19 protein-coding genes are annotated in these 25,147 nt (G+C 59.5%); 16 read left to right on the top strand and 3 right to left on the bottom strand.

Annotated features, from left to right (window positions below; genetic code table 11):
• Window positions 1–5 precede the first annotated feature (5 nt).
• Window positions 6–2,351, bottom strand: coding sequence for a bifunctional acylase PvdQ (pvdQ, locus tag ACA048_RS13540; RefSeq protein ID WP_497629567.1), 2,346 nt, complete (start codon window positions 2,349–2,351; stop codon window positions 6–8).
• 226 nt (window positions 2,352–2,577) lie between these two features.
• Here pvdQ and ACA048_RS13535 point away from each other — a divergent pair, with 226 nt between their 5' ends.
• On the top strand, window positions 2,578–2,979 hold the full coding sequence (locus ACA048_RS13535; RefSeq protein ID WP_497629566.1) for a fe2+ zn2+ uptake regulation protein: 402 nt from the start codon (window positions 2,578–2,580) through the stop codon (window positions 2,977–2,979).
• On the opposite strand, the gene ACA048_RS13530 is transcribed toward ACA048_RS13535, so the two are convergent.
• Entirely contained in the window at window positions 2,969–3,157 is a 189-nt protein-coding gene (locus ACA048_RS13530; RefSeq protein WP_497629565.1) for a hypothetical protein, read from the bottom strand. The genes ACA048_RS13535 and ACA048_RS13530 overlap by 11 nt on opposite strands.
• A gap of 447 nt (window positions 3,158–3,604) precedes the next feature.
• Between ACA048_RS13530 and ACA048_RS13525 the strand changes: the two genes are divergently transcribed.
• The 5 genes from ACA048_RS13525 (at window position 3,605) to ACA048_RS13505 (ending at window position 10,692) form a co-directional block, all read left to right on the top strand.
• A complete protein-coding gene (locus ACA048_RS13525) occupies window positions 3,605–4,846 on the top strand; it encodes an MFS transporter (protein WP_497629563.1) in 1,242 nt (413 codons plus the stop codon).
• Window positions 4,847–4,867: 21 nt separating this feature from the next.
• A complete protein-coding gene (locus tag ACA048_RS13520; protein ID WP_497629562.1) occupies window positions 4,868–5,998 on the top strand; it encodes a LuxE/PaaK family acyltransferase in 1,131 nt (376 codons plus the stop codon).
• 1 nt (window position 5,999) lies between these two features.
• Window positions 6,000–8,402 carry an aldehyde dehydrogenase family protein gene (locus tag ACA048_RS13515; protein ID WP_497629561.1) on the top strand — a complete coding sequence of 801 codons (2,403 nt, stop codon included), beginning with the start codon at window positions 6,000–6,002 and terminating at the stop codon, window positions 8,400–8,402.
• A gap of 65 nt (window positions 8,403–8,467) precedes the next feature.
• Window positions 8,468–9,757 (top strand): phenylacetate--CoA ligase family protein, encoded by a 1,290-nt coding sequence (locus ACA048_RS13510; RefSeq protein ID WP_497629560.1) that lies wholly within the window; start codon window positions 8,468–8,470, stop codon window positions 9,755–9,757.
• Window positions 9,757–10,692 (top strand): GNAT family N-acetyltransferase, encoded by a 936-nt coding sequence (locus ACA048_RS13505; protein WP_497629558.1) that lies wholly within the window; start codon window positions 9,757–9,759, stop codon window positions 10,690–10,692. Before ACA048_RS13510 ends, ACA048_RS13505 begins: the two co-directional genes overlap by 1 nt.
• Here ACA048_RS13505 and ACA048_RS13500 read toward each other — a convergent pair.
• Complete coding sequence (locus ACA048_RS13500) at window positions 10,681–11,607, bottom strand: LysR family transcriptional regulator (protein ID WP_497629557.1); 927 nt, start codon at window positions 11,605–11,607, stop codon at window positions 10,681–10,683. The two genes, ACA048_RS13505 and ACA048_RS13500, sit on opposite strands and share 12 nt — an antisense overlap.
• 118 nt (window positions 11,608–11,725) lie before the next feature.
• Here ACA048_RS13500 and ACA048_RS13495 point away from each other — a divergent pair, with 118 nt between their 5' ends.
• The 10 genes from ACA048_RS13495 to ACA048_RS13450 all read left to right on the top strand — a co-directional run bounded on the left by ACA048_RS13495 (window position 11,726) and on the right by ACA048_RS13450 (window position 25,075).
• Window positions 11,726–12,721 (top strand): aldo/keto reductase, encoded by a 996-nt coding sequence (locus tag ACA048_RS13495; protein ID WP_497629556.1) that lies wholly within the window; start codon window positions 11,726–11,728, stop codon window positions 12,719–12,721.
• A gap of 238 nt (window positions 12,722–12,959) precedes the next feature.
• Window positions 12,960–13,406 carry a DUF411 domain-containing protein gene (locus ACA048_RS13490; protein WP_497629555.1) on the top strand — a complete coding sequence of 149 codons (447 nt, stop codon included), beginning with the start codon at window positions 12,960–12,962 and terminating at the stop codon, window positions 13,404–13,406.
• Window positions 13,406–13,840, top strand: a complete 435-nt coding sequence (locus ACA048_RS13485) for a YqaA family protein (protein ID WP_497629554.1) — start codon at window positions 13,406–13,408, stop codon at window positions 13,838–13,840. The genes ACA048_RS13490 and ACA048_RS13485 overlap by 1 nt, the downstream gene beginning before the upstream one ends.
• Window positions 13,841–13,925: 85 nt before the next feature.
• A complete protein-coding gene (locus ACA048_RS13480) occupies window positions 13,926–14,951 on the top strand; it encodes an alpha/beta fold hydrolase (RefSeq protein ID WP_497629553.1) in 1,026 nt (341 codons plus the stop codon).
• A gap of 13 nt (window positions 14,952–14,964) precedes the next feature.
• Window positions 14,965–15,918, top strand: a complete 954-nt coding sequence (locus ACA048_RS13475) for a D-2-hydroxyacid dehydrogenase family protein (protein ID WP_497629552.1) — start codon at window positions 14,965–14,967, stop codon at window positions 15,916–15,918.
• A 566-nt stretch (window positions 15,919–16,484) separates the two neighbouring features.
• Window positions 16,485–18,071, top strand: coding sequence for a glycogen synthase GlgA (glgA, locus tag ACA048_RS13470; protein WP_497629551.1), 1,587 nt, complete (start codon window positions 16,485–16,487; stop codon window positions 18,069–18,071).
• A 13-nt stretch (window positions 18,072–18,084) separates the two neighbouring features.
• Window positions 18,085–19,881, top strand: coding sequence for a malto-oligosyltrehalose trehalohydrolase (treZ, locus tag ACA048_RS13465; protein WP_497629550.1), 1,797 nt, complete (start codon window positions 18,085–18,087; stop codon window positions 19,879–19,881).
• On the top strand, window positions 19,878–21,956 hold the full coding sequence (gene malQ, locus ACA048_RS13460) for a 4-alpha-glucanotransferase (protein ID WP_497629549.1): 2,079 nt from the start codon (window positions 19,878–19,880) through the stop codon (window positions 21,954–21,956). The genes treZ and malQ overlap by 4 nt, the downstream gene beginning before the upstream one ends.
• A complete protein-coding gene (locus ACA048_RS13455) occupies window positions 21,953–24,730 on the top strand; it encodes a malto-oligosyltrehalose synthase (RefSeq protein WP_497629548.1) in 2,778 nt (925 codons plus the stop codon). The genes malQ and ACA048_RS13455 overlap by 4 nt, the downstream gene beginning before the upstream one ends.
• 21 nt (window positions 24,731–24,751) lie before the next feature.
• The gene (locus tag ACA048_RS13450; RefSeq protein WP_497629547.1) at window positions 24,752–25,075 is read left to right on the top strand and encodes a DUF2934 domain-containing protein; all 324 of its coding nucleotides are present in this window, start codon (window positions 24,752–24,754) and stop codon (window positions 25,073–25,075) included.
• Window positions 25,076–25,147: the final 72 nt, after the last annotated feature.

Genomic DNA, 25,147 nt, shown 5'->3' with positions numbered 1-25,147 from the left:
GGCTGTTACTGCACAACCACCTTCCCGGCCTTTTCATCCTGCTCGCGGATCGTTTTTGCCTGGTACTGCGGGTCTGACGTGATCTGCTGCTCAGTGAAGGGCAGCACGCTCAGTTGTTTGTTTGAAAAAGCCTGCGTCTGGTCCCGCGAATACTTCGAACCCGGATCGCTGGACAACGAGAACGCCAGTACACCCTGAGCTTGCGGCCCCTTGTCATCGAAAGTCACCACCTGCAAATAGCTGGTGCCACTGACCACTTCACGTTTGCCGTCTGTTATGGGTACGCTTTGAATGGCGTTGTAGACGCCCAGTGTGCCAGGCCCGCCATGAATCGGCGTTTGCCGGCCACCGCTGCTGACCACCTGAATATCACCCCAGCGCGTGTCAGGTTTCAAACCCTGGGCGTTCACTTGCTCTAGCGAAGCGAGCATGGCATCGCGAAGCGCCTTGGCGACATCCGCCCGTTCAATGGCCAGACCACGCGGGGTGTTTTGCGGATCGTTGGGATCAAACGCCACACGCCAGATATCGGGAATTTGTTGCAACGGTTCCATGACATTCTGAAAGTGCACAAACCCCAGCCCGCTGTCCAGATTCGCCCGACGGTCCCACGCTTTGAAGCTGGTACACAAGGGTTTCAGCGCCACGGCATCGGTCCCTAGGTCACCGGCACAGAACTGCAACAGATCGGGCATGACCTGAACGGCCAGATACACCTGATCGTCCATCACCATCCGCTGCAAATCCGCCGCCGTCAAAGGCCCGACCTTGTTCAGCGTGCTCAATCGATCCAGTGCAAAACGCGAGCGCAAGCCCAGCGGCTGGCCCTCCTGGCTGATCAGCGGCGAAAACCCGGTGAGCGGTTGCGCCGGGTTAGCCATCCAGGCCGAATCATTGGAGTGCTGCACAAAATCCTTGCGCGACAACTGCGGCAGCTTGTCCGCGGCAAAAATACCTTTTTGCGCCGCTTGCGGGTCGATGTCCCAGGCACACGCGCTGTTGGAACCGTCGAGCAGGATCATCTGTAACCCAGCCCGCGGATCACTGCATTTGGCCAGTTTCTCGGCACTGACGTTGGGCACCACCGACAGGTTCATGTACAGCGTTTGCCCCTGATCATCCACGGCCAGGGTATTGACCCACGGAATACCTTGGAGGGTATGCACCGAGACCTGTAAATCCTTGAGGCTGGTCGCTTGGTTCATCGCATACCACTGCTGCAAGACCCGGTCGTTACCCAGGTTGGCATCGCGCAGGCTGTAGGCGAACTGATGGTCCCAATCCAGTTTTCCCGGCCATTGCACGACCGGGCCAAATTCCGAGCTGTACACCACATGCTCCACCTGAGTGATCCGGCCATCGGGTTGTTTCACCTTCACCGTCAGGATTTGTTTCTGCATTGGCAATGACTGGCCGTCGAGCAGGTAGCGGGTCGAATCCTTGGGATCAAGCTGCAGTCGATACAGCGTGAAGTGCCTGGACGAATCCACCGTGTGGGTCCAGGCCAGGTGCTGGTTGAAGCCGATGTTGATCATCGGCAACCCCGGCAGCGCCGCGCCCATCACATCCAGTTTGCCGGGAATCGTCAGGTGCATCTGATAGAAGCGCATCCCGCCAACCCAAGGGAAATGCGGATTGGCCAGCAACATCCCGCGACCATTGAACGAGCGTTCGCTGCCGATAGCCACGGCGTTACTGCCGCGATCCAGCGCAAACCGTTGCAGGCGCGACGCGGCCACCTGGAAGGACGATGGTTCACCTCTCACCTGCGTGACAGCGTTGGGTGGCGTGGCACCGGCCAGCGCTTCGGCAAACTGCCCTACTCCACCTTCGACCAGCAGACGCCGGGTCAACTTGACCAGGTCCTGGGCGCTAATCTCGCGCACCCACGACCCCTGACACTGCGCCGGCAAGCCCTGTGCACGACGTTCCGCCAGCGAACGGTTGTAGCCGGCCACATAGCCGTCCATGAGTTGCTGTACTTCAGGCGTTTGCGCCTGCCAGAAACCGGCGACGGCTTCAGGGGTATTCAACCAGGTGAAAAACAGGTCGCTGACCAGGTTTTCGCGCTCCTCGACCGTCAGCTGCTCCGGGCCGAAATACCGTGAACGCTCACCATTGACGGTGACAATTTCATTGGCCAGCAAACACAGGTTGTCCTGGGCGTAAACGTACCCGATGCCATAACCGAGCCCTCGCTCGTTGTCGGCACGAATGTGTGGCACGCCAAAACCGGTGCGGCGAATATCAGCGCTCGCCTGCTCTGGCTGACTGCGCGCGTTGGCCGCAAGGCTCAGCCCCACTAAAAACGCTGCAAGGCTTAAGCTGGTTAACTGCCTGGAAATAATCACGCTCGCTCCTGATCGAAAAGACAAACACTCGGCCCTCTCTCTGAAACGAAACAAAAGACAAAAATTTAAGCCTGAAAAGTCACTCCAGATGGCGTTCATGACATGCCGCTCACATGGCGTCGACAAATTTTCTACATTCAGGCCTTCATTATTACTCGCGCTCGTACGTCTAATGATGGAGAGCACCCATCACATTTTCTGGCTGGCTCGGAAAAGGAGTTTTTGCATGTACAACTCGCAACTGCCAACGGACGGTAGCAACGCGCCAACGGGCCCTGCCATGGGCTCCGCCATTTTCGATCAGCGCGTCGAGCGCAATGGCAATGAGCGCATCCGATTGCTGCTCAAAAGCTTTGGCCTGCGAACCAGTCTGGTTCGCCTGAAAGTCATTGACGCCTTGCTGGCCGCCGCCGAAAGCGAACGCAGCCTTGGCGTGCGCGGTGTACACAGCCAGTTGCTGGACCTGGATATACCCCTGTCCTTTCTCAGCGTGCGGGAAGTGTTGAAACGGTTGTGCAGCGAAGGCGTGATCATGCTCCATCCAGACAAAAGCTACAGCCTGCATCCGCACGCTGTAGCCATGCTCCATCGCGAGCCGTCAGCTCAAGGGGCGTCGCTCAAGGCTTGACCTTGCGGCGCATCATGCCGTTGATCACCACTACGATCACCGCCACACCGATGGCGATGTACTGAAACAGCTTCTCGCTGATGACACCTTGGTTTTGCAGATACGAAAGGCCGAACATGATCCCCAGCACGACCAGGGAGATCAGAATCGAGTATTTCAAACGTTGCGATTGAGTCATTGCGAGTTCCTGAGCCTGAAAAAGTATCCACTTTGTATCCGAATGCATGCCAACCCCCTACCTTTCTACGGGGATGGCGCGCTGAAAACGGGCTTTCATGTTACAGCCGATGAAGAGATTTGGCTTCATAGCGGCGTTGCCCTGAGGATTTTGAATCGTTTCGTCCAATCACACCGCTGATTCCCCTGCTGGCACTCCTGGCCTTGAGTGGCTGCATCGTATTCCCCCACGGCGACCCTCTCTGCTGAACAAATGCCCGCCCTGCCGCGGGCATTTTTGTACAGGCTCGGTTACTTCTTCCATTCCTGATGCCGCGCATCGAAACATAGCGAAAATTATTGAAGCTTTGAGTCTCAATCGTTCAATGGAGCTATGGCTCTTCGATGAATACTCTTACCGCGCCACAACAATATCGTTACTTAACCTCGCGCAAAAAACAGGGATGTCATGGACAAGCCTTTAATCAACATAAGCCCGCATCATTTGCTTGGCTTTTGCCTCGCAATAACATTATTCGAACTACTGACTTATATGGCCAGTGACATGATCATGCCGGCGATGTTGACCGTCACCCATGAACTGAATGCCAGTGCGCAGCATGTTCCTTTTGCCTTCAATCTGTATTTGGCGGGGGGTGTACTTTTGCAATGGCTTATCGGACCGATCTCCGATCACGTGGGCCGCCGCAAGATGTTACTCATTGGTTGTGCGATATTTACCGTGGCTTGTAGCGCGGCGTTCAGTGTGCAAAACATTTATACGTTCAACGGATTAAGACTGATTCAGGGCATGGGTCTGGGGTTTGTGATTGCCGTTAGTTACCCGGCCTTGCAAGAAGTGTTTTGTGAAGCGGACGCGGTAAAAATCATGGCGCTGCTGGGGAACGTTGCTCTGCTTTCTCCCCTTCTCGGGCCATTGCTTGGCAGCCTGCTGCTGGAGTGGCTGAGCTGGCGGGAGCTGTTTTTACTGCTGGGTCTGGGCGGCATGGGAGTCTGGTCAGCACTTTACGTGTACATGCCCGAAACCGTGGGTGCGTTGCGCCATGACGGTCAGCGCCTGATGGTTGTGCCGTTTGAATGGCGCGGCACCGTGCGCCGTTACACCGCGTTGCTTACCAACCCGCGATTCCTGAGCGCCACAGTCGCGCTGGGTGTGATGAGCCTGCCATTGATTGCCTGGATCGGGCTCGCGCCGCTGTTGTTGATGCAAAACCTGGGGTTCTCCGCGCTTGAGTACGGCCTGTGGCAAATCCCGGTATTTGCCTCCGTGATTGTTGGCAATCTGATACTCAACCGATTGATCGCCCACACTGAACTGCCACAACTGATTCGATACGCGCTCTGGCCGTTATGCGGTGGGCTCATTGCATTGGTCACACTCAGTGTCTGCGGCGCTTCGACACCTTTGCTGATCGGTTGCCTTGGGCTTTACGCCGTCGGTCTTGGCATGAGCAATGCCGCGCTGTATCGCCTTGCGTTGTTTACAAGCGATGACAGCAAGGGGCTGGTCTCGGCCATGATCGGCATGATCTCGATCGTTGTCATGGGGGGTGGCGGCTCGATTCTCGCGGCAGCCGACGCCGGCAATAGCCATGAATCCTTCTCTCTGATGGCGGGTATTGCAGGGCTCATGTGCCTGCTTCCCTTACGATTTTTTCTGCGACGCCAGCCTGTCGCGCTTGCCGTCTGATCCCTGAGCAGAGGTCCTTTGATGATCCACTTACCCCACACTGATGCGCTTTGCGCGTTAGCGAAACCCTATTGCCCGGATTCAGTGCCCGACGGCCTGTTCGATCAGGCGATGCGCGAAATCAGCCTGTTCCATTTTCAGCACACGCCGGGCTATGAACGCTGGCTGCACGCCAATGGGCTTGATGCCAAGGCGCTGGAATCAATGGATGACTGGTCAAGACTGCCGCCGATTTTCGCCAACTATTTCAAACGCCGTTTATTGTCGGGTCCTTCGGGTGAAGGCGCTCTGGAGCTGACATCGTCCGGCACCAGCGGTCAGAAAAGTCGCATGCGCTATGACGCACGCAGCATGGTCGCAGCCCAAGGCATGGTCAGCCACATTTTCCGGCACTACGGCTGGGACACCCCCGACAGCCCCTGCAACTACTTGCTACTGAGCTATGAACCCGAAGCGGCCATTAGCCTGGGGACCGCCTACACCGATCAGTTTCTGTGTAGATATGCGCCCGTCAACCGAATCGCCTACGGATTGCGCCTGACCGGCAAAGGACACGCGTTCGACCTGTTCGGGGTTGTCCGCGCCTTGCAGGAATTCGCCGAAGAAGGTTTACCCGTGCGCATTCTCGGCTTTCCAGCATTCCTGTCCCAGGCGTTGCAACACATGGACGACACGGGCCTCGCGGACCTCAAGCTGCCGGCCGAGTCATTGGTGTTTCTCGGAGGCGGCTGGAAAACCCAGGCGGCACAGGAGATTTCTCTGTCGCAGTTGTATCAACGCCTCAACCGTCAATTGGGTATCGCGCTGTCCCGCTGCCGGGATGGCTATGGTGCCGTGGAGCACGCCGTGCCTTACATCCAATGTGCTCACCAGCACTTCCATGTGCCGATTTATTCGAAGGTTTTCGTGCGCAATCCCGCCAATTTCAGTGTCCAGCCCTACGGCCAGCGTGGCTTGCTGGAGTTCGTCTCCCCGTACATTTCTTCAAGCCCGGCGCATGCCGTGGTGATGGGTGACCTGGCAACGTTGCACCCCGGCGCAACCTGCGGGTGCGGCCTGGCAACCGACTGGTTTGAACTGCATGGACGCGCCGGCACCACTGCCAGCCGAAGCTGCGCGATGGCTGCGTCCGAACTGATTGGAGGGGCATGACATGTACTTGATCAATGGCCAACTGCACACCGATGTGAACCTTGAGACAACCCTTGAAGGGCTGCACCAACAACTTCCCAGCCTGCTGAGTGCGCCGATCGACAGCGATACCGTTATCCAAACCGCCGTGCGATTTGCTGTGCAATTGCAGGCAAACAGATTCGATCTACCCCTCGACGATGAACAACGCCAGGGGCTTATCGACTTTTGCCAGCGCAGTACCCTCAGCACAAAGCTTGAGCGAGAACTCGGTGTACAACCCCGCTCGCTAAGACGTATCGACTACCAGCAAGCGAGCTTTGAAAGCTGGCATCCTTTGGGACTGGTAGTGCATGTGACGCCAGGCAATGCACCACTGCTGGCGTTTTGCGCGGTCGTTGAAAGCCTGCTGGCTGGCAACATCAAATGGCTTCGCCCCAGCTCCAGCGATGAAGGATTGACCGCACGGATACTCGCGGCCCTCGTGCAGTGCGACACCAGCGAGAGGCTGGCCGATTTCATCGCGGTGTTGCCTGTCAGAACAGCACAGATCCCTCAACTCTGCGCTCACGCCGATGGCGTATCGGCCTGGGGCGGCGAACAGGCCCTGAAAGCCATTCGTCAGCACATCCCGGCCGGCTGTCGCTGGATCGATTGGGGCCACAGAATCAGTTTCGCTTACCTGTCGCCGGATGCGGCCACTGCGTCAACGCTGGATGCATTGGTGGATGAGGTCTGCAGTCTGGATCAACAAGCCTGCTCCAGCCCGCAATGGTTGCTGGTCGACAGTGACGATCCGGCGGTTTTACAGGATTTGGGGGAGCGACTGGCCGAGTCGTTCAAACGCCGCGCCAACCAGTGGCCGGCGCTGGTACCGACCGATCAGGAAGCGTCGGAAATCACCACCCGTAGCGACATGGCGCGACTGGAACATTGCTTTGCGAACCAGGTCGGCCAGGTCTGGACCGGCTCCGGATGGCGAATTATCTGGGAGCACCATCAAGCGCTGGCACCGGCTCCGCTGTTTCGTACGCTGCTGCTCAAACCCGTACCACACCACTTGATCGCCCAGACACTATTGCCTTGGCGTACCGTACTACAAAGCTGCGCGTTGATTTGTTCTGCGACACAAACGCCGCCGTTGGTGCGCACGTTGGTCAACGCGGGAGTCACGCGCATTGCGCCCTGCGGGTCTATTCATGATGGCTACGCCGGTGAACCGCATGACGGTGTCTACGCGTTGGCGCGCCTGAGTCGCCGCCTCTCGGTGAGTTTGCCACCGAATGCGGTGACTGGCCGGGCAACACTCGACGCGCTACCCGCCGCACCTGATACACGCCAAGCGCCGATCATGGATAAAAACGCGTTCATGACCCAGCCCATCAGTGCCGCAGCACAGCTGCATTTTCGTTCGGGGGGAAGCAGCGGCACGCCAGCGCTGGCGGGGTTCAGTTATCGCGACTTCCAGCGGCAGATGCGCGCGGCGGCCGACGGTCTGTTCGCCGCCGGCCTCGACCCTTCGACAGACCGGGTAATGAACCTGTTTTACGGCGGCAGCTTGTACGGTGGGTTTTCCAGTTTTACCAAGGTTCTTGAGCAGATGGGTGTGACCCATTTCCCGATGGGGGCACCGCCGAATGACGACTTCAGCGAAATAGCCCAGATGATCGCGGACCACCGCGTCACTGTGTTGATCGGCATGCCGAGTACCTTGCACCGCCTGTTCTTCAACGAGCATGAGCGTCTTCACACTTATGGCGGCATCCACAAAGTGTTCCTCGGTGGCGAACATCCGGCACAGGCCAGCCTGCGCCTGATGGAAAGCTGTGGCGTATCGCAGATTCGCTCGGCGATCTATGGCTCGGTAGACGCCGGCCCCCTTGGGCATGCCTGCTCGGCGACGGCCAATGGGGTGTTTCATTTGATGTGCGATACCCAGCATCTGGAAATAGTGCACATGGAACAGGATGTGCCGGTTCAGGCCGATGAGGTCGGTCGTTTGCTGTTCACCTCCCGGGCACGGCAAGGCCAGGAGGTGCGCCGGTATGACGTTGGCGACACCGGTCGATGGGTACCCGGCCCCTGCCCTTGTGGACTCGACTCGCCGCGATTCGAGTTGCTGCAACGCCACGGCAAACTGCTACGGGTCGGCACACAATTCATTTCACCACAGGCTCTGCAAGACAGTGTCAGCAGGCCGATTCAAATGGTCCTGGACCATGCGCCGGATGGCATGGAGCGTCTGCGCGTTTTAGTCAATTCAAACGCTGGCGACGTCCACCAATCCCTATTGACTGATGAAGCACTGGCGCATGCGGTGAACGATAGCTTTTTAACGGTGGAAATCCACGAGTGCGCTGAATCAGCGTTCACAAGAAATCCACACAGCGGTAAAACCCCATTGGTCATTGATAACCGAATATAAATAGACCATTTGTTTGCAACAGCTTGTTTTTAACCGTCGAAACGCCTGATAAAAAAGAGAACCCAGTGAATTCAATTTATTCGCTTGAACAACTCGTGCCTTATATAAGGCAACACTCAAACTTCTACCGTAGACACCTGCAACACTTACAGGCACAAGGCATTACTTTAAAAGATCTACCGTTGACCAACGTGGTTGATTATTGGACCGACAGTAACGACTTGAATCATTGGCCGGTGCTGACGGGGCAAGTCGGGAACGGGCTGGTATTTAAAACCGGCGGATCGACCAGCCACGGAAAGCTTAGTGTTTATACGTCCAATGAATGGCTCACACTGGTGAGCACATTCGGCGACAGTGTTACTTCTCAATTGGAGGACGGCGATCGGGTCGCCAATCTGTTTTTTTCCGGCGATCTTTACGCCAGCTTTGTGTTCATCCATGACTCACTGGCGCACGTGAAAAAGTCCATCTGTGAGTTCCCGTTCACGGGCAGTGTCGACATGGACGTGTTGGCCGATGCGGTGGGTCAGCATCGGATCAACGTGCTGGTCGGCGTACCGGCGCAGTTGTTGCGATTCGCCGCCTACCTGCACCAGCATCAACGCGTGCTGTTGGAGGTTGAAACGTTGTTGTACGGCGGCGAAAGCCTTTTCCCCGCGCAAATAGCCATTCTCAAGACGGTGTTGCCCAATGTGCGCATTGCCTCCATCGGCTACGCCAGTGTCGATGCCGGCCTGATCGGCGCCAGCAGTCGTGATTGCGCCTTGGGTGAGCATCGGGTGTTTGAACCACACACCTTGCTGGAAATTGTCGATGAGCTCACCGGGGAAGTCATAGAAGACTGTGATCGCACCGGTTTGCTGGTGGTCACCAACCTGACTCGCCGGCTCATGCCACTGCTGCGTTATCCGGTGGGCGACCGCGCTTGCTGGCGTGAGCCGGGTACAACGCCCAAGCGCAAATTCGCACTCAAGGGACGCAGCGCCCACAGCCAACGGGTCCGAGTGGGTTCGCTGTCGTTGCTGGTCGATGAAATCCTGCTGATCGTGCAGCGCATCGCTCACAGCGATCAATGGCAGTTGTTGATCGAGCAAGAGGGATACAAGGACATCGTGAGTGTGAAGTGGGTGCCTGATACGCCATCAACCGCCACCGTCCCCGTCTGCAGCGCGCTGTATGAAGCGCTGGCCATGCACTATCCCGGCATTGGGCAACTGAATCGAGAGGGGCTACTGGAGTTGCGCGTGTTGTCCTGCGCAGTCACCGATTTGCAACTTCACCCGCGATCCGGCAAGCAGATGCGCGTCCTGGACTTGCGTGTGTATGACACACCTTCAGCGGAGCGTACGTGATGTCGAACCTTGTTTATCGCCGCTACCAGCCGGGTGATGCACACGCCGTGAGCCAGTTGTTTCGCGTGGTCTATGGGGATCATTACGTTCAACCGGATGTTTATATGCCGAACATGATCAGCCAGCACAATGCCGATGGCCGCTGGACCTCGATGCTGGCAGTAGACGGCCAACGTGTTCTGGGGCATGCCGCGTTATGCAACGACACACTGACGGATACCACGGAACTGGCTCTCAGCGTGGTCCATCCCGCCGCACAAAGGCAAAATATCGCGACGAACCTGAGTCGGAAATTACTGATGCAGGCGGGGTCGCCGGGGTTCAACAGTGTCTTGATCAAACAGGTCACCCACCATCCCTACACGCAACGCATGGCGCAAAGCATTGGCTTCCATAGCACCGGATTGCTCCCCGATTACGTACCGTCGCCTTTCGCCGAGCCGCTACCGGAATCCATCGTGATCGGTTGTTATATGGCCCAAGGGAACTCGCGCGCGCTACCTGACATTCAGTGGCCCGAGAGTTGCCGCAAGTTGATGCAGCGCTTGAGCGCTGTGTTCGGGACTTCTCGGAGCGCGACATCGCCAGCCTCGATACCGTTGCACATCAGGCAACACCATCAGCGCTATGCCATCGACATTCACCGCCTGAACGACCGACTGCTCGACCAGCTCTCGGGGTTGCCCCGCCATTGGCTTATCTCAGTCAAACTCTCGTTGTCACGGCACTTTGCCGAAGACCTGCACCGTTTGACGATGCGCGGTTTCACCTTCACCGGTTTGATGCCTGCGCCCCGCCACCAGGGATGGTTCGCCCTGTTTCATCGTGGGGCGCAGCCGCGCAACCTCAACCTGCATTGCCCTGACATGCAACAGTTGCACGATGACTTGCAGCGCAATATCAGGGCACTGGACAGCGCGTGTTCAGCCGCTTGAATCCGTTCTGTAAACGTTAAGACCCGGCTGCGCGCAAAGCTCCACCAGCCAATCGACAAACACCCTCACCCGCCGGGACAACTGGCGGTGAGGTGGATAAAGCGCCGTCAGCGGCATTACCGGTGGCGGCACCTTTGCAAGTACTTCACACAAACGGCCTTCCTCGAGCTGGCGGGCAACGTGGTAGTACGGAGTCTGAATCAGTCCATACCCCGCCTCACAGGCCGCCAGGTAACCGTCGGCGCTGTTGACCGCGACCTGTTTGGGCAAATCCATGAGCTGAACCTCGCCATCGACCTTGAATTCGAGCCCGTAACGCTTACCGGTGCTGCCGGAGAAATATTCCACCATTCGGTGCCCCGCAAGGTCAGCCAGGCATTGAGGTGTTCCGTGGCGTTGCAAGTAGTCAAGGCTGGCACACGTGACCTGATCCAGCCTGACCAATGGCCGTGCCACCAATGAATCATCCAGCGCCAGGCCACCGCGCAGCACGCAATCGACGCCTTCTCGGATCAGGTCGATGGGGCGGTCATTCAAGCCGATTTCCAAATCTATCAAAGGATAACGGCGGGTGAATTGCGGCAGCGCCGGAATCACGATCAAACGCCCGACCCCTGCCGGCATGTCCACGCGCAGCAGGCCTTTGGGGTTGTGTCGTGCGGCGGAAAACACCGCTTCGGTCTCCTCCAGGTCCGCCAATAACCGCACACAACGGGGGTAATAGGCAGCGCCGTCGAGGGTCAGGCTGAGCTGTCGCGTAGTGCGTTGCAGCAGTTGCACTCCGAGGTGCGCTTCAAGCTGCTTGATCAGCGTGGTGACCGACGCTCGGGGCAATTGCAGGCTGTCTGCGGCTTTGGCAAACCCGCCGAGTTCGACGATTCGGGCAAACACGCGCATGGCGTTGAAACGGTCCATTGCGAAGGCGTCTCTAGTGATTATTTAGAAATAACGAACAGTGATAGCAGTTTTAGCCGGTTTATCTTGTTTTTACCAAGGTCAACACTGTGCATTCACACCACAGGGAGTTGATTTCATGCAAACACGTCAATTGGGCAAAAACGGCCCGCAAGTGTCCGCCATCGGTCTGGGCTGCATGGGCATGACCGATTTCTATACCACGGGCGTGGACACCGGCGAGGCCATCGCCACCTTGCATCGCGCGCTCGAACTCGGGATCAACCTGCTCGACACTGCGGACATGTACGGCCCAAACACCAACGAAGAATTGATCGGCAAAGCCATTGCCGGTAAACGCGACCAGGTGTTTCTGGCGAGCAAGTTCGGCATTGTCCGCGACCCGTCCAACCCCGGCGCCCGAGGCGTCAATGGGCGTCCGGAGTACATTCGCGCGGCCATCGACGGCACGCTCAAACGCCTCAACGTTGAAACCCTGGACTTGTATTACCAGCACCGTATCGATCCACAGGTGGCCATCGAAGAAACCGTCGGCGCCATGGCCGAGTTGGTCAAGGCCGGCAAGGTGCGTTACCTGGGCTTGAGCGAGGCGTCGGCCGCCTCGCTGGAGCGGGCGCATAAGGTGCATCCCATCAGTGCGCTGCAAAGTGAGTATTCGTTGTGGAGCCGCGATCAGGAGGAGAACGGCTGCCTCGCCGCGTGCCAGCGACTGGGCGTGGCGTTTGTGCCCTACAGCCCATTGGGGCGCGGCTTTCTGACGGGCGCACTGAAAAGCCCGAATGACTTTGCGGCGGATGATTACCGTCGTTTCAGCCCGCGTTTTCAAGGGGAAAACTTTGTGAAGAATCTGCTGCTGGTGCAGCAGGTGCAGGCATTAGCGGCGGACAAGGGTGTGACCGCAGGCCAACTGGCATTGGCTTGGGTGCTGGCGCAAGGTGACTACCTGATCCCGATTCCAGGGACCAAACAGCGTAAATACCTTGAAGAGAACATCGCCGCACTGGAGGTAAAACTCAGCCGCGACGAGTTGCAAGCGCTGGAAGCGATATTCCCGGCGAATGCCACCGCTGGCTTGCGTTACCCTGAGGAAGTCATGAAGTTGCTCGACCGCTAGCAACACGCGAGCAAGGGGCCGTTCAAGGTTCAGTGAATACCTGCCCCCTGCAGGAGCCGAGCTTGCTCGCGATAGCGGCGTGTCAGTCAACAGTGATGCTGACTCACACGCCGCTATCGCGAGCAAGCTCGGCTCCTACAGGGTTCTTCTGCATCACTTGGAAACAATCTCCTCCCTCATCCGTGGCTAAACGGGTCAAAATGCCCATTTTTGACCGCCACCCGAGTCGAGATTCCCCATGCGAACCCACCTGCGTCTAGCCGCCCTGAGCGCCCTCCTCATTTCATCCCTGGCCCAGGCCGCCGACCTCATCCCCATCGAAGTCCACCGCGATGCCAACTGCGGCTGCTGCAAAAAATGGATCAGCCACCTCCAAGACAACGGCTTCAAGGTTGAGGACCATGTCGAAACCAACATGAGCGAATTCAAGCAACAGCACGGCGTACCGCCGCGTCTGGCGTCTTGCCACACCGCCTTGATTAACGGCAAGTTTGTCGAAGGCCATGTCCCGGCAGACCAGGTGCTGGCCCTGAGCAAACGTGACGACCTTCTCGGTGTTGCCGCGCCCGGCATGCCCATGGGCTCGCCGGGGATGGAAATGGACGGCATGAGCGACGCCTACCAAGTGATCGGCCTGAAAAAAGACGGCACTGATGTCGTGGTGGCGGACTACCCCGCCCATTGATGTCCGGTGCTTACTTCGGGCTGTTCTTCGCAGCGTTCGGTGCAGCGACGTTGCTGCCGTTGCAGTCCGAAGCGGTGCTGGTGGGGTTGTTGCTCAGCGACAAGTATTGGCTCTGGTCGTTGTTGGCTGTCGCCACGCTGGGCAACGTGCTCGGTTCGTTGGTGAACTGGTGGCTGGGACGCGGGATCGAACGGTTTCGCGACCGGCGCTGGTTCCCGGTCAGCCCAAGTCATCTGGAACAAGCGCGAAAGCATTATCAGCGCTACGGCCATTGGTCTTTACTACTGAGTTGGGTGCCAGTCATCGGTGACCCGCTGACGCTGGTGGCCGGCGTCTTGCGCGAACCCCTGGGGCGATTCTTGTTGATCGTGACATTGGCCAAGGCCGCCCGTTACGGCGTGCTGGCGTTGGCCACGCTGGGCTGGATGGGTTGAACGATCACGCACGGCGATTGCCTGTGTTTAACGCCGACCTAATCAAGCCGATCCAGCATCGGCCGGGTTCCTACGGAGTTCACCCATGCCCTTTGCCCTCTCCCGCTGGCTGCCCAGCCTGTTACTGTCCGCCGCGCTGCCCGTCGTCGCCCACGCCGAAGGGCCGGAATATGGCCCTGAACTGCAGGGCTTCGACTACCCCTACACCGTCAAGCACTTTGCCTTTGAGTCCCAGGGCAAATCCTTGCAAATGGGTTACATGGACGTCGCCGCCCATGGCAAGGCCAACGGCCGCAGCGTCGTGTTGATGCATGGCAAGAACTTCTGCGGCGCGACCTGGGACAGTTCGATCAAAGCCCTCAGCGAAGCCGGCTATCGGGTCATCGCCCCGGACCAGATCGGTTTTTGCACCTCTAGCAAACCCGACCACTATCAATACAGTTTCCAGCAACTGGCGACTAACACCCAACAACTGCTCAAGGCCCTGGGCATTCAAAAAGCCAGCCTCCTCGGTCACTCCACCGGCGGCATGCTCGCCACCCGGTACGCGTTGCAATACCCCGAGCAAGTCGAACAACTGGCGCTGGTCAATCCCATTGGCCTGGAGGACTGGAAAGCCCTCGGCGTGCCCTACCGCACTGTCGATCAATGGTACGAGCGCGAGCTGAAACTCAACGCCGACGGCATCCGCACCTATGAACGCAACACCTATTACGGTGGCCGCTGGAAGCCGGAATTCGAGCGTTGGGTCGACATGCTGGCCGGTCTGAACAAAGGCCCGGGGCATACGCAAGTCGCGTGGAACTCGGCGCTGATCTACGACATGATTTTCACCCAACCGGTGTACTACGAATTCAAAGACCTGAAGATGCCCACGCTGTTGCTGATCGGAACGTCCGACACCACGGCGATCGGCAGTGATATTGCCTCGCCCGAGGTCAAGGCGAAGCTCGGTCACTACGACGTACTCGGCAAGCAAGTGGCCCAACTGATTCCGCAGTCGACCCTGGTCGAATTCCCCGGCAAGGGCCACGCACCGCAAATGGAGGAACCGGCGCAATTCCACAAGGCCTTGCTCGACTGGCTGAACAAAACCAACCCCGTTTATTGATGAGGTAAGGCTGATGGCGGTGCAGATTGCGGTGATTGATGACTGGCAGGACGTCGCGCGCGACGTGGTGGACTGGTCAATGCTGGATAGCGTTGGCGAGGTCAGTTTTGTTCACGACTACCCGGCCGACAACGAAACCCTGGCCAAGCGCCTGGGCGGCTACGAAGTGATCTGTGTGATGCGTGAACGCACCCGGTTCGATGAGGACCTGTTGCGTCGGTTGCCGAATCTCAAGCTGTTGGTCACCGGCGGCATGCGCAACGCGGCGCTGGATTTCAAAACGGCCGCTGCGTTGGGGATTCAAGTCTGCGGCACCGACAGCTACAAACACGCGGCACCGGAACTGACCTGGGCGCTGATCATGGCCGCCACCCGCAATCTTGTGGTCGAAGCCAACGCCTTGCGCGCCGGCCAGTGGCAGCAAGGACTCGGCGGTGATCTGTATGGCAAGACACTGGCGATTCTGGGCCTGGGCAGCATAGGCAAACGCGTCGCTCAGTTCGGGCAAGTGTTCGGCATGCGGGTGATTGCCTGGAGCGAAAACCTCACCGCCGAAGCGGCGGCCGAAGTCGGCGTGACCTATGTCGGCAAGCAGGAATTGTTCGAACAGGCCGACGTGCTGTCCGTGCACCTGGTACTCAGTGATCGCAGCCGTGGCCTTGTCGATGCGCAGGCGCTGGCCTGGATGAAACCCACGGCGCTGCTGGTGAACACCGCCCGTGGACCGATTGTGGATGAGGCGGCGCTGATCAAGGCGTTGCAGAAAAATCGGCTGGCCGGGGCGGCGCTGGATGTGTTTGAAGTGGAGCCATTGCCTGAACATCATCCGTTCAGGGCGCTGGAAAATGTGTTGGCGACGCCGCATGTCGGGTATGTAAGTCAACAAAACTACCGGATGTTCTTTTCGCAGATGATCGAAGACATTCAGGCGTGGTCGGCGGGTAGCCCGATCCGGTTGCTCACCTGATACCGAGTTATCGTTCATCGCGAGCAGGCTCACTCCTGAAGGGTGTACGCGATCCCTGTAGGAGTGAGCCTGCTCGCGATGAGGCCAGCAATAACGACCAACCCTCCGCACTAAACGCACCACAACAGTGCAACCCCACCTCCCAACCTGCCCGCTTTTGTGACTAGCCAGTCCCGTTTTGACCCAACCCCAAAAATAAACCTGCACTTCGTCGGTGCGGTCACCCCTTCGTCACGCGGTTCTTTTACCCTCTGAAAACTGATTGTCGAACAATTTCACCAGATGACCCGCCCCGCTCTAGGATCTGGCCTAGACTCATTTTCGCGAGGTAAAACCGGTCGGTCATCTGGCGGCAAAAACTCGAAACTTTCAGTCCTGGCGATGGGTCAGGGTAAAGGTGGGGCCAACGCGACTGGTGCATTCCTTGCAATGGCCCCTCCACCCATCTGCTTCACCGCATTGGGCAGCATTTGCCGCGATGCGTGCGCGTTTGCGCATGGCCACAGGATTTGGCCACACCGTTTGTGCCAGACCTAAGCATTAGATCAACACCACGGGAGATTCATATGATAAGTGCGGCTTTAGATATTCAGGGAGAACGTGCTCATCAGCAGGTCGGCGAATCGAGCGTCGTCAATGCACCGAGCACACAGTCGATCAGCGTACCTGGCACCAAGACGCTGACACCGGCTGCCAGTCAGAATCCGAATAGAAAGAAAGTGTTGTTTGTCACCTCCGAGATTGCCGATCTGGTGAAAACCGGCGGTCTGGGCGACGTTTCTGCCGCACTGCCACGCGCCATGTCGCACCTGCACGATGTACGGGTCCTCATCCCCGGCTACCCGCAAGTGCTGCATAGCGAAAACCCGATCCACATCATTGGTGAACTGGGTGGGCACGCCGCACTGCCACCCTGCAAGATTGGCCGTATGGACATGCCGGACGGTCTGGTCATCTATGTGTTGATCTGCCCCGAGCTCTACGAGCGCGAAGGTTCGCCTTACGGCGCCAACAATGGCCGCGACTGGCCAGACAACCACATCCGTTTCGCCCGACTGGGCCTCGCTGCCGCGGATATCGCCGCCAATCTCGCACAAATTCACTGGTGCCCGGATCTGGTGCACGCCCATGACTGGCCGGCGGGCCTGGCACCTGCCTACATGCACTGGCGTGGGCAGCGCACCCCGACCCTGTTCACCATCCATAACCTGGCCTACCAGGGCGTGACCAGCCTCGGCTCGTGCCCCGAACTGGGCATTCCCGCGCACGCCCTGCAACAGGAAGGCATGGAGTTCTACGGCAAGATGTCGTTCCTCAAGGCCGGCATGGCCTATTCGAGCCACATCACCACCGTCAGCGCCACCTACGCCCAGGAAATCACCACACCGGCCTTCGGCTGTGGTCTCGACGGTTTTCTCGCCGCCAAGACCCAGCAAGGCCTGCTCAGCGGCATTCCCAACGGCATCGATGAAAGCTGGGACGCGGCCACGGATTCGCACTTGTTCTGCCCGTTCAGCATCGGTGATTGGGACGGCAAGGCAGTGAACGCCGCACATGTGCGCGAGCTGTTCGGCCTTGCCGAATCCGAAGGTCCGCTGTTTGCCGTGGTCTCGCGCCTGGTCTATCAGAAAGGCCTGGACCTGACCGAAGCGGTCTCCGAATACATCGTCAAATCCGGTGGCCAGATTGCAATCATCGGCCGTGGCGAGCCGGAAGAAGAACAAGCCATGCGTGAACTGGCCCTGCGTTTTCCAGGGCAGATCGGCGTGCGCATCGGCTTCAACGAAACCGACGCCCGACGCATGTTCGCCGGCAGCGATTTCCTGCTGATGCCTTCGCGTTATGAACCCTGCGGCCTGAGCCAGATGTACGCCCAGCGCTTCGGTTCACTGCCGGTGGCGCGCAATACCGGCGGCCTGGCCGACACCATTGAAAACGGCGTGACCGGTTTCCTCTTCGATGAATCCTCCGTCGAAAGTTACCAGGAAGCCCTGAGCCGGGCGTTCAAGGTGTTCGCCTTCCCCGACCTGCTCCATGCCATGCGGTGCCGGGCCATGGCCGCGCCTTTCAACTGGTGCAAGGCGGTGGAACCCTACGCCGAGCTCTACGAACAGCTTGTGGCTAAGGCTTTGGGTAAATCGGGCCGACAGTAAGAGGTTTTCAACGATGCCGTTACGGACCCTTGAGACCTGGCCCCACGGCGCAATCATGCTGGACGCAGAGCACACGCGTTTTGCCTTGTGGGCGCCTGATGCGTTTTACGTCAGTGTCGAACTGGAAAATGGACAATCCTTGCCGCTGTTGCCTCAGGCTGACGGCTGGTTCGTGATCAAGGCCCGCTGCCCCGCGGGGACCCGCTACCGCTACAACATCGATGGCGAGCTGGAGGTGCCCGACCCGGCCTCCCGCGCGCAAGCCGGCGACATCGGCGGCCACAGCGTGGTGGTCGATCCGCTGGCCTATCGATGGCAACACAACACCTGGTACGGTCGGCCATGGAACGAGGCGATCATCTACGAGTTGCACGTCGGTGTGCTCGGCGGTTTCAGTGCCGTCGAGCAACACCTGTCGCGCCTCGTCGAACTCGGCATCACGGCAATTGAACTGATGCCGCTGGCACAATTCCCCGGTGAGCGCAATTGGGGTTACGACGGCGTCCTGCCTTACGCACCCCAGGCGTCCTATGGCTCGCCCGAACAACTCAAACACCTGATCGACACCGCCCATGGCCTCGGCCTGGCGGTGATTCTCGACGTGGTTTACAACCACTTCGGCCCGGATGGCAATTACCTGCACCACTACGCCAATAGTTTTTTCCGCGAAGACAAGCACACGCCATGGGGGGCGGCCATCGACTTCCGGCAGCGTGAGGTGCGAGACTTTTTCATCGACAACGCGTTGATGTGGCTACTGGAATATCGCTTTGACGGTTTGCGCCTGGACGCGGTGCACGCCATTGAAAGCCCGGACTTCCTTGAAGAACTGGCCCAACGTGTTCGCCAGCAAACCGAGCCCACACGCCATGTGTGGCTGATGGTGGAAAACGAACACAATGAGGCCAGCCTGCTGGAAAAAGGCTTCGATGCGCAGTGGAACGATGACGGTCACAACGCCCTGCATGTGTTGCTGACCGGCGAAACCGACGCCTACTACGCCGATTACGCCGAACAGCCCACCGAACAACTCGCTCGCTGCCTGAGCCAGGGTTTTGTGTTTCAGGGCCAACTCAACCGTCACGGCACGCCACGAGGTGAGCCCAGTGGTCATTTGCCGCCGACTGCCTTTGTGCTGTTTCTACAAAACCATGACCAGATCGGCAACCGCGCGTTAGGCGAACGGCTGCATCAACTGACCCATCCTGATGCACTTTACGCCGCCACCGCATTACTGCTGTTGTCGCCGATGATCCCGCTGATGTTCATGGGAGACGAATTCGCGGCGCAGGCACCGTTCCTGTTTTTCACCAGCCACCACGGTGAACTCGCAGAACAGGTGCGCGAAGGTCGACGCAACGAGTTCGCGGCATTCAGCGCCTTTGCCGATCCGCACAAGCGCGAACAGATTCCCGACCCGAATGCGCCCCAGAGCTTCGACGCATCGCAACCGAAGCTGGGTGTCAGCGCACTGCCGGCCATCCACGACCTGTATCGGCGCCTGTTGCAGCTGCGCCACCAGCACCTCATTCCCCGCCTGCCCGGCACCCAGGCACTCGGCGCCGACGTGCTTGGCCACGCGGCCGTGAGCGCACGCTGGCGGCTGGGCGATGGGAGTGAGCTGCGCATTGACCTGAACCTCAGCGACACGCCGGTGGTCCACCCCCCTGAGGCCGACACCCTCTTGCTGTTCGAACACCCGCCCCATTCAGCCGACCTGTTACGCCAGGGCAAACTTGCCCCGTATTGCGCGCTAGTCAGCCTCACGGCCGCAGCCCCTTTGCTACCCCCGGATGGAGAGCGCCCATGAGCGATGCGCAACTTGAAATACTGGCCAGCCGCGCAGGCCTAGCCGTCGATTGGATCGACGCCAATGGCCGCCCGCAGAAAGTCGGCCCGTCAGTCTTACGCGCCGTGCTCACGGGCCTCGGTCATCCGGCCGGCAGTGCCCAGGAAATCGATGCAAGCCTGCTGGAGCTGCAAGCCGCTCAGCAGACCCACCGTCTGCCGCCGCTGATGACGGTTGACGTCGGTGTCGGTCTCGATCTGGCGCGCTATTTTGAACCCGAAACGCCCTGCGACGTTCATCTCGAAGACGGCTCGCGGATCTACCTGAAACTCGATGCACAGGCGGTGCTGCCGGGGTTGATTCCGGTCGGGTACCAGCATGTCAGCATCGATGGGCAATCGTTCACCCTCGCCGTGGCACCTGAACGCTGCTATAGCGTCGGCGACGCCGTGGACAATCCGATCCCGCGCACGTGGGGCCTGAGCGTGCAGCTGTACTCACTGCGGCGTACCGGCGATGGCGGTTTCGGCGATACCCAGGCACTGGAGGACCTCGCCAGGGTGGCCGGTGAACGCGGTGCCGAAGCGTTGGCGATCAGTCCGTTGCACGCCATGTTCGGCAGCGACACCCAGCGCTACAGCCCTTACTCGCCTTCCAGCCGTTTGTTTCTCAACAGCCTGTATGCCGCGCCCGGTGCCATCCTTGGTGAGCGTGCGATGCGCGCGGCGATTGACGCCACGGGACTTGCTGCCCAACTGCAACAGCTTGAAGAACGGCCGTTGATTGACTGGCCCGTGGCCGCGCGAGCCAAACACCGCATTTTGCAGGCGTTGTACGAGGGCTTTGTCCACGGTGAACATCCATTGCACGAAGATTTCAGCAGGTTCCGTCATGCCTCGGGCGAAGCACTGGAAAATCACTGCCGCTTCGAAGCCCTTCAAGAAACCCGTGCCGCCCAGGGTGAAAGCCTCGACTGGCGCGAGTGGCCCGAGCAGTGGCGCGACCCGCGCAGCGCCGCCCTTGCCGAGTTCGCTGAAGAGAACGCCGCACGCATCGGCTTCTTCGCCTTCTGCCAGTGGCTGATCACCCGTTGTCTTGAGCGTGCGCAAACCGCGGCCCGCAGTGCCGGCATGAGCATCGGGCTGATTGCCGACCTCGCCGTCGGTGCCGATGGCGGCGGCAGTCAGGCCTGGAGTCGCCAGGACGAACTGCTCGCCTCGCTGACAGTGGGTGCGCCGCCGGACATTCTCAACCGCACCGGCCAGGGCTGGGGCATTTCCGCGTTTTCGCCCGAAGGTCTGGTGCGCAACGGGTTTCGGGCGTTTATCGAAATGCTGCGCGCCAATTTCGCCCACGCCGGCGGCTTGCGGATCGACCACATCATGGGCCTGCAACGGCTATGGGTGATCCCCAACGACGCACCTCCCCGCGATGGTGCCTACCTTTACTACCCCGTCGACGATTTGCTGCGTCTGCTGACGCTCGAATCCCATCGTCATCAAGCCATTGTGCTGGGCGAAGACCTCGGTACCGTGCCTGACGGCCTGCGGGAAAAACTCATCGCACGCTCGATCCTCGGTATGCGCGTGTTGCTGTTTGAACAGGACAACGCCCACTTCAAGCCTATTCTCGACTGGCCCGACAACGCGCTCGCGACCACCAGCACCCATGACTTGCCGACGCTCAATGGCTGGTGGCATGGTCGCGACATCGACTGGCACGCCCGGCTCGGCCTGACGGACGCCAGCGGCGAAATCGAATGGCGCCAACATCGCGAGCGCGAACGTGAAGGCCTGCGTCGGGTGTTGAGCGAAGACCCGCAGAACTTTCGCGAGGAGTCCTACGAAACCGATCAGGTGCTCGACGCCAGCGTCCGGTTCCTCGGGCATACCCGCGCGCCCTTGGTGCTGCTGCCACTGGAAGATGCCTTGGGCATCGAACAGCAGGCCAACCTGCCCGGCACCATCGACACCCACCCCAACTGGTCACGGCGCCTGCCCGGCGACAGCGAAGCCCTGCTCGATGACCCTGATGCGGCCCGGCGCCTGGAACTGCTTGCCTGCGCGCGGCTTCAAGCGGGCGAGCGTGACCAATGACGGCTCCGTTTATCCAATCACCGCGGGCGACCCTGCGCCTGCAATTTCATAAAGGCTTCACCCTGGATCAAGCGGTGCCACTGGTGCCGTATTTCGCCCGCCTGGGGATCAGCCACGTCTATGCCTCGCCGCTGCTGGCCGCTCGCGCCGGCTCCATGCATGGCTACGACGTGGTGGACCCGACCACCGTCAACCCCGAACTGGGTGGCGAAGCCGCGCTGCGGCGTTTGGTCAATGCCCTGCGCGAGCAGCGGATGGGGCTGATCCTCGACATCGTGTCCAACCACATGGCCGTCGGCGGCGCTGATAACCCCTGGTGGCTGGACTTACTGGAATGGGGGCGTTTGAGCCCGTTCGGCGAGTTCTTCGACATTCAATGGCACTCGCCGGACCCGTTGATGGAAGGTCAGTTATTGCTGCCATTCCTGGGGAGCGACTACGGCATCGCCTTGCAGGACGGCACCCTGCCCTTGCACTTCGATGCGCAGGACGGCAGCTTTTACGTGCAGCATTACGATCACCGCTTCCCGATCTGCCCGATGCATTTTGGCGAATTGCTGCCCACGGATGTCGAACCGCTCAAATCGCTGGCGGAGCGCTTCACCACCTTGAGTTATCAGACCGACGCTCACAGTCTGGCGGTGCCGCTGAAAGCCGGGTTGCGCGAACTGGCCTGTGATCCGGCGATGCACCAGGCCATTGAGCATCACCTCAGCACTTACGACTCACTCACCCCCGATGGTTTCCAGCGCTTGCACCCCCTGCTGGAACGCCAGAGTTATCGACTGGCGAGTTGGCGCACGGCGGCGGATGACATCAACTGGCGGCGTTTTTTCGATGTCAATGAACTGGGCGGCTTGCGCGTCGAGCGGCCGGCCGTGTTCGAAGCCACCCACGCGAAAATCTTCGAACTGGTGGCGCAAGGGCTGGTGGACGGTTTGCGTATCGACCACATCGACGGCCTCGCCGATCCCCGTGGCTACTGCCGCAAACTTCGACGCCGGGTCGATAGCCTGTCACCGGGTCGACACCTGCCGATCTACGTCGAGAAGATCCTCGGCGAAGGCGAAACCCTGCACCGCGACTGGTCGGTGGACGGCACCACCGGTTACGAATTCATGAACCAGCTGTCGCTGCTGCAACACGACCCGCAAGGCGCCCAGACCTTGGGTGAACTCTGGCAGCGCTTCAGCGAGCGACCTGCCGACTTCCGCCAGGAAGCCCAATTGGCACGCCAGCAAATCCTCAACGGCTCGTTGGCCGGTGATTTCGAAAGCGTTGCCCAGGCTTTGCTGCAAGTGGCCCGGGACGACTTGATGACGCGCGACCTGACCCTCGGTGCGATCCGCCGGGCGTTGCAGGAATTGATCGTGCACTTCCCGGTGTACCGCACGTACATCGGCCCCCGTGGCCGCTCCACCCAAGACGATGTGTTTTTCCAGCAGGCCATGGACGGTGCGCGGCAAACCCTGAGCGAAGCCGACTGGCCGGTGCTCGATTGCCTGGCTGGCTGGCTCGGTGGTGCCCCCTGGCGCAAACGCCCGGTGGGTCGCCAGCGCAAGATCCTCAAGCATGCCTGCGTACGCTTTCAGCAACTGACGTCACCGGCCGCCGCCAAAGCGGTCGAAGACACCGCGTTCTATCGCTCGGCGGTGTTGCTGTCGCGCAATGACGTCGGTTTCAGCACCGAACAGTTCAGCGCCCCGCTGTCCGACTTTCATGCCGCTTGCATCAATCGCCAAGCCGAATTCCCGGACAACCTGCTGGCCACCGCCACCCACGACCACAAACGCGGCGAAGACACCCGTGCCCGTTTAGCCGTGCTGAGTGAACGCAGCGCCTGGTACGCCGAGCAAGTCCCGCTCTGGAGAACGCTCGCCCGGCCGCTGCGCGATGACGACCAGATGCCGACGGCGGGCGATGAGTTGATCCTGTACCAGGCGATCCTCGGCAGCTGGTCGTTGACCCTGCGGATTGACGATCAGCCTGCACTTGAGGACTACGCCAAACGCCTCTGGCAGTGGCAACAAAAAGCCCTGCGCGAAGCCAAGCTGCAAAGCAGTTGGAGCGCGCCGAACGAAACCTATGAACACGCGATGCAGGTGTTTATCGAGCGGCTGTTTTTGGCCCCCGAAGGTGAGCAGTTGCGCGCCACCCTCGGCCAAGCGGTTCAGGCCATTGCCGCACCCGGCGCCATCAATGGATTGGCGCAAACCTTGCTGCGAATGACCGTGCCGGGGGTGCCGGACCTCTATCAGGGCGACGACTTCTGGGACTTCAGCCTGGTGGATCCAGACAACCGCCGGCCAGTGGATTACGCCAGCCGTCAACGGGCCCTTCAAGCCACACCGGACGTGCCCGAGTTGTTGGCGAACTGGCGTGACGGGTGCATCAAGCAGACGCTGATCGCCGAGGTGCTGAATCTGCGGGCCGAGCATGCCGAGCTGTTTTCGCGAGGGACCTATCAAGCCCTTGAAGTGGTCGGCAGCCAGGCGCATCGAGTGTTGGCATTTGCCCGCTCGCTGGAGGGAAAACGCGCCATCGTGATCGTACCGATACGCTGCGCCGAACTGCTGATAAACAGTGCCGAACCAAGGATAGATGCGCTGCAGTGGGGCGATACACGGGTCAAATTACCGTTCACCGCCTCTGATGAAAATCTGAAGGGACTTTTTTCCAGCGTCGCAGTCACAAAACACAGGGAGCTGAACATCAGCGCTGCGCTGGGGATTGTCCCGGTCAATCTCTTTATCCAACTCTTTACCCAAGCTTGAGTTCAGTTCAGGAGCATTGCGATGAGTACCGACGATAAACGCGTTCGCGAATTTGCCTATCAGATCTGGGAATCGGAGGGCAAACCGGTGGGCCAGGAAGCTCGCCACTGGGAGATGGCTCGCAAGCTGGCCGAAGCGGAAGCCCTGTCACCGAAAGCCAGCGCCAGTAGCACCGCCGCCACTAAACCTGCGGCCGGAAAGGCCAATGGCGGACTGGACGGAAAAGCCAGCGAAGAAAAACCCAAAGCCAAGGCTAAACCTGCTGCGGCGTCGAAAGTGATCCCGCCGGGGGAAAAAGCCGTCGAGAAGAAACCTCGTGCGGCGAAAAAGCCACCTATCACCTGACGTCCAGGACTATTGGTTTTGATCAAAGACGTGGCGAGTCCGCTCGCCACTGGGGCCGCGTTCGTCCTCGAA

The sequence above is a fragment of the Pseudomonas sp. LBUM1659 genome (genome assembly GCF_059716045.1).
Note: the sequence above shows the minus strand (reverse complement) of the source record. Positions and strands in the feature narration are given on the sequence as shown.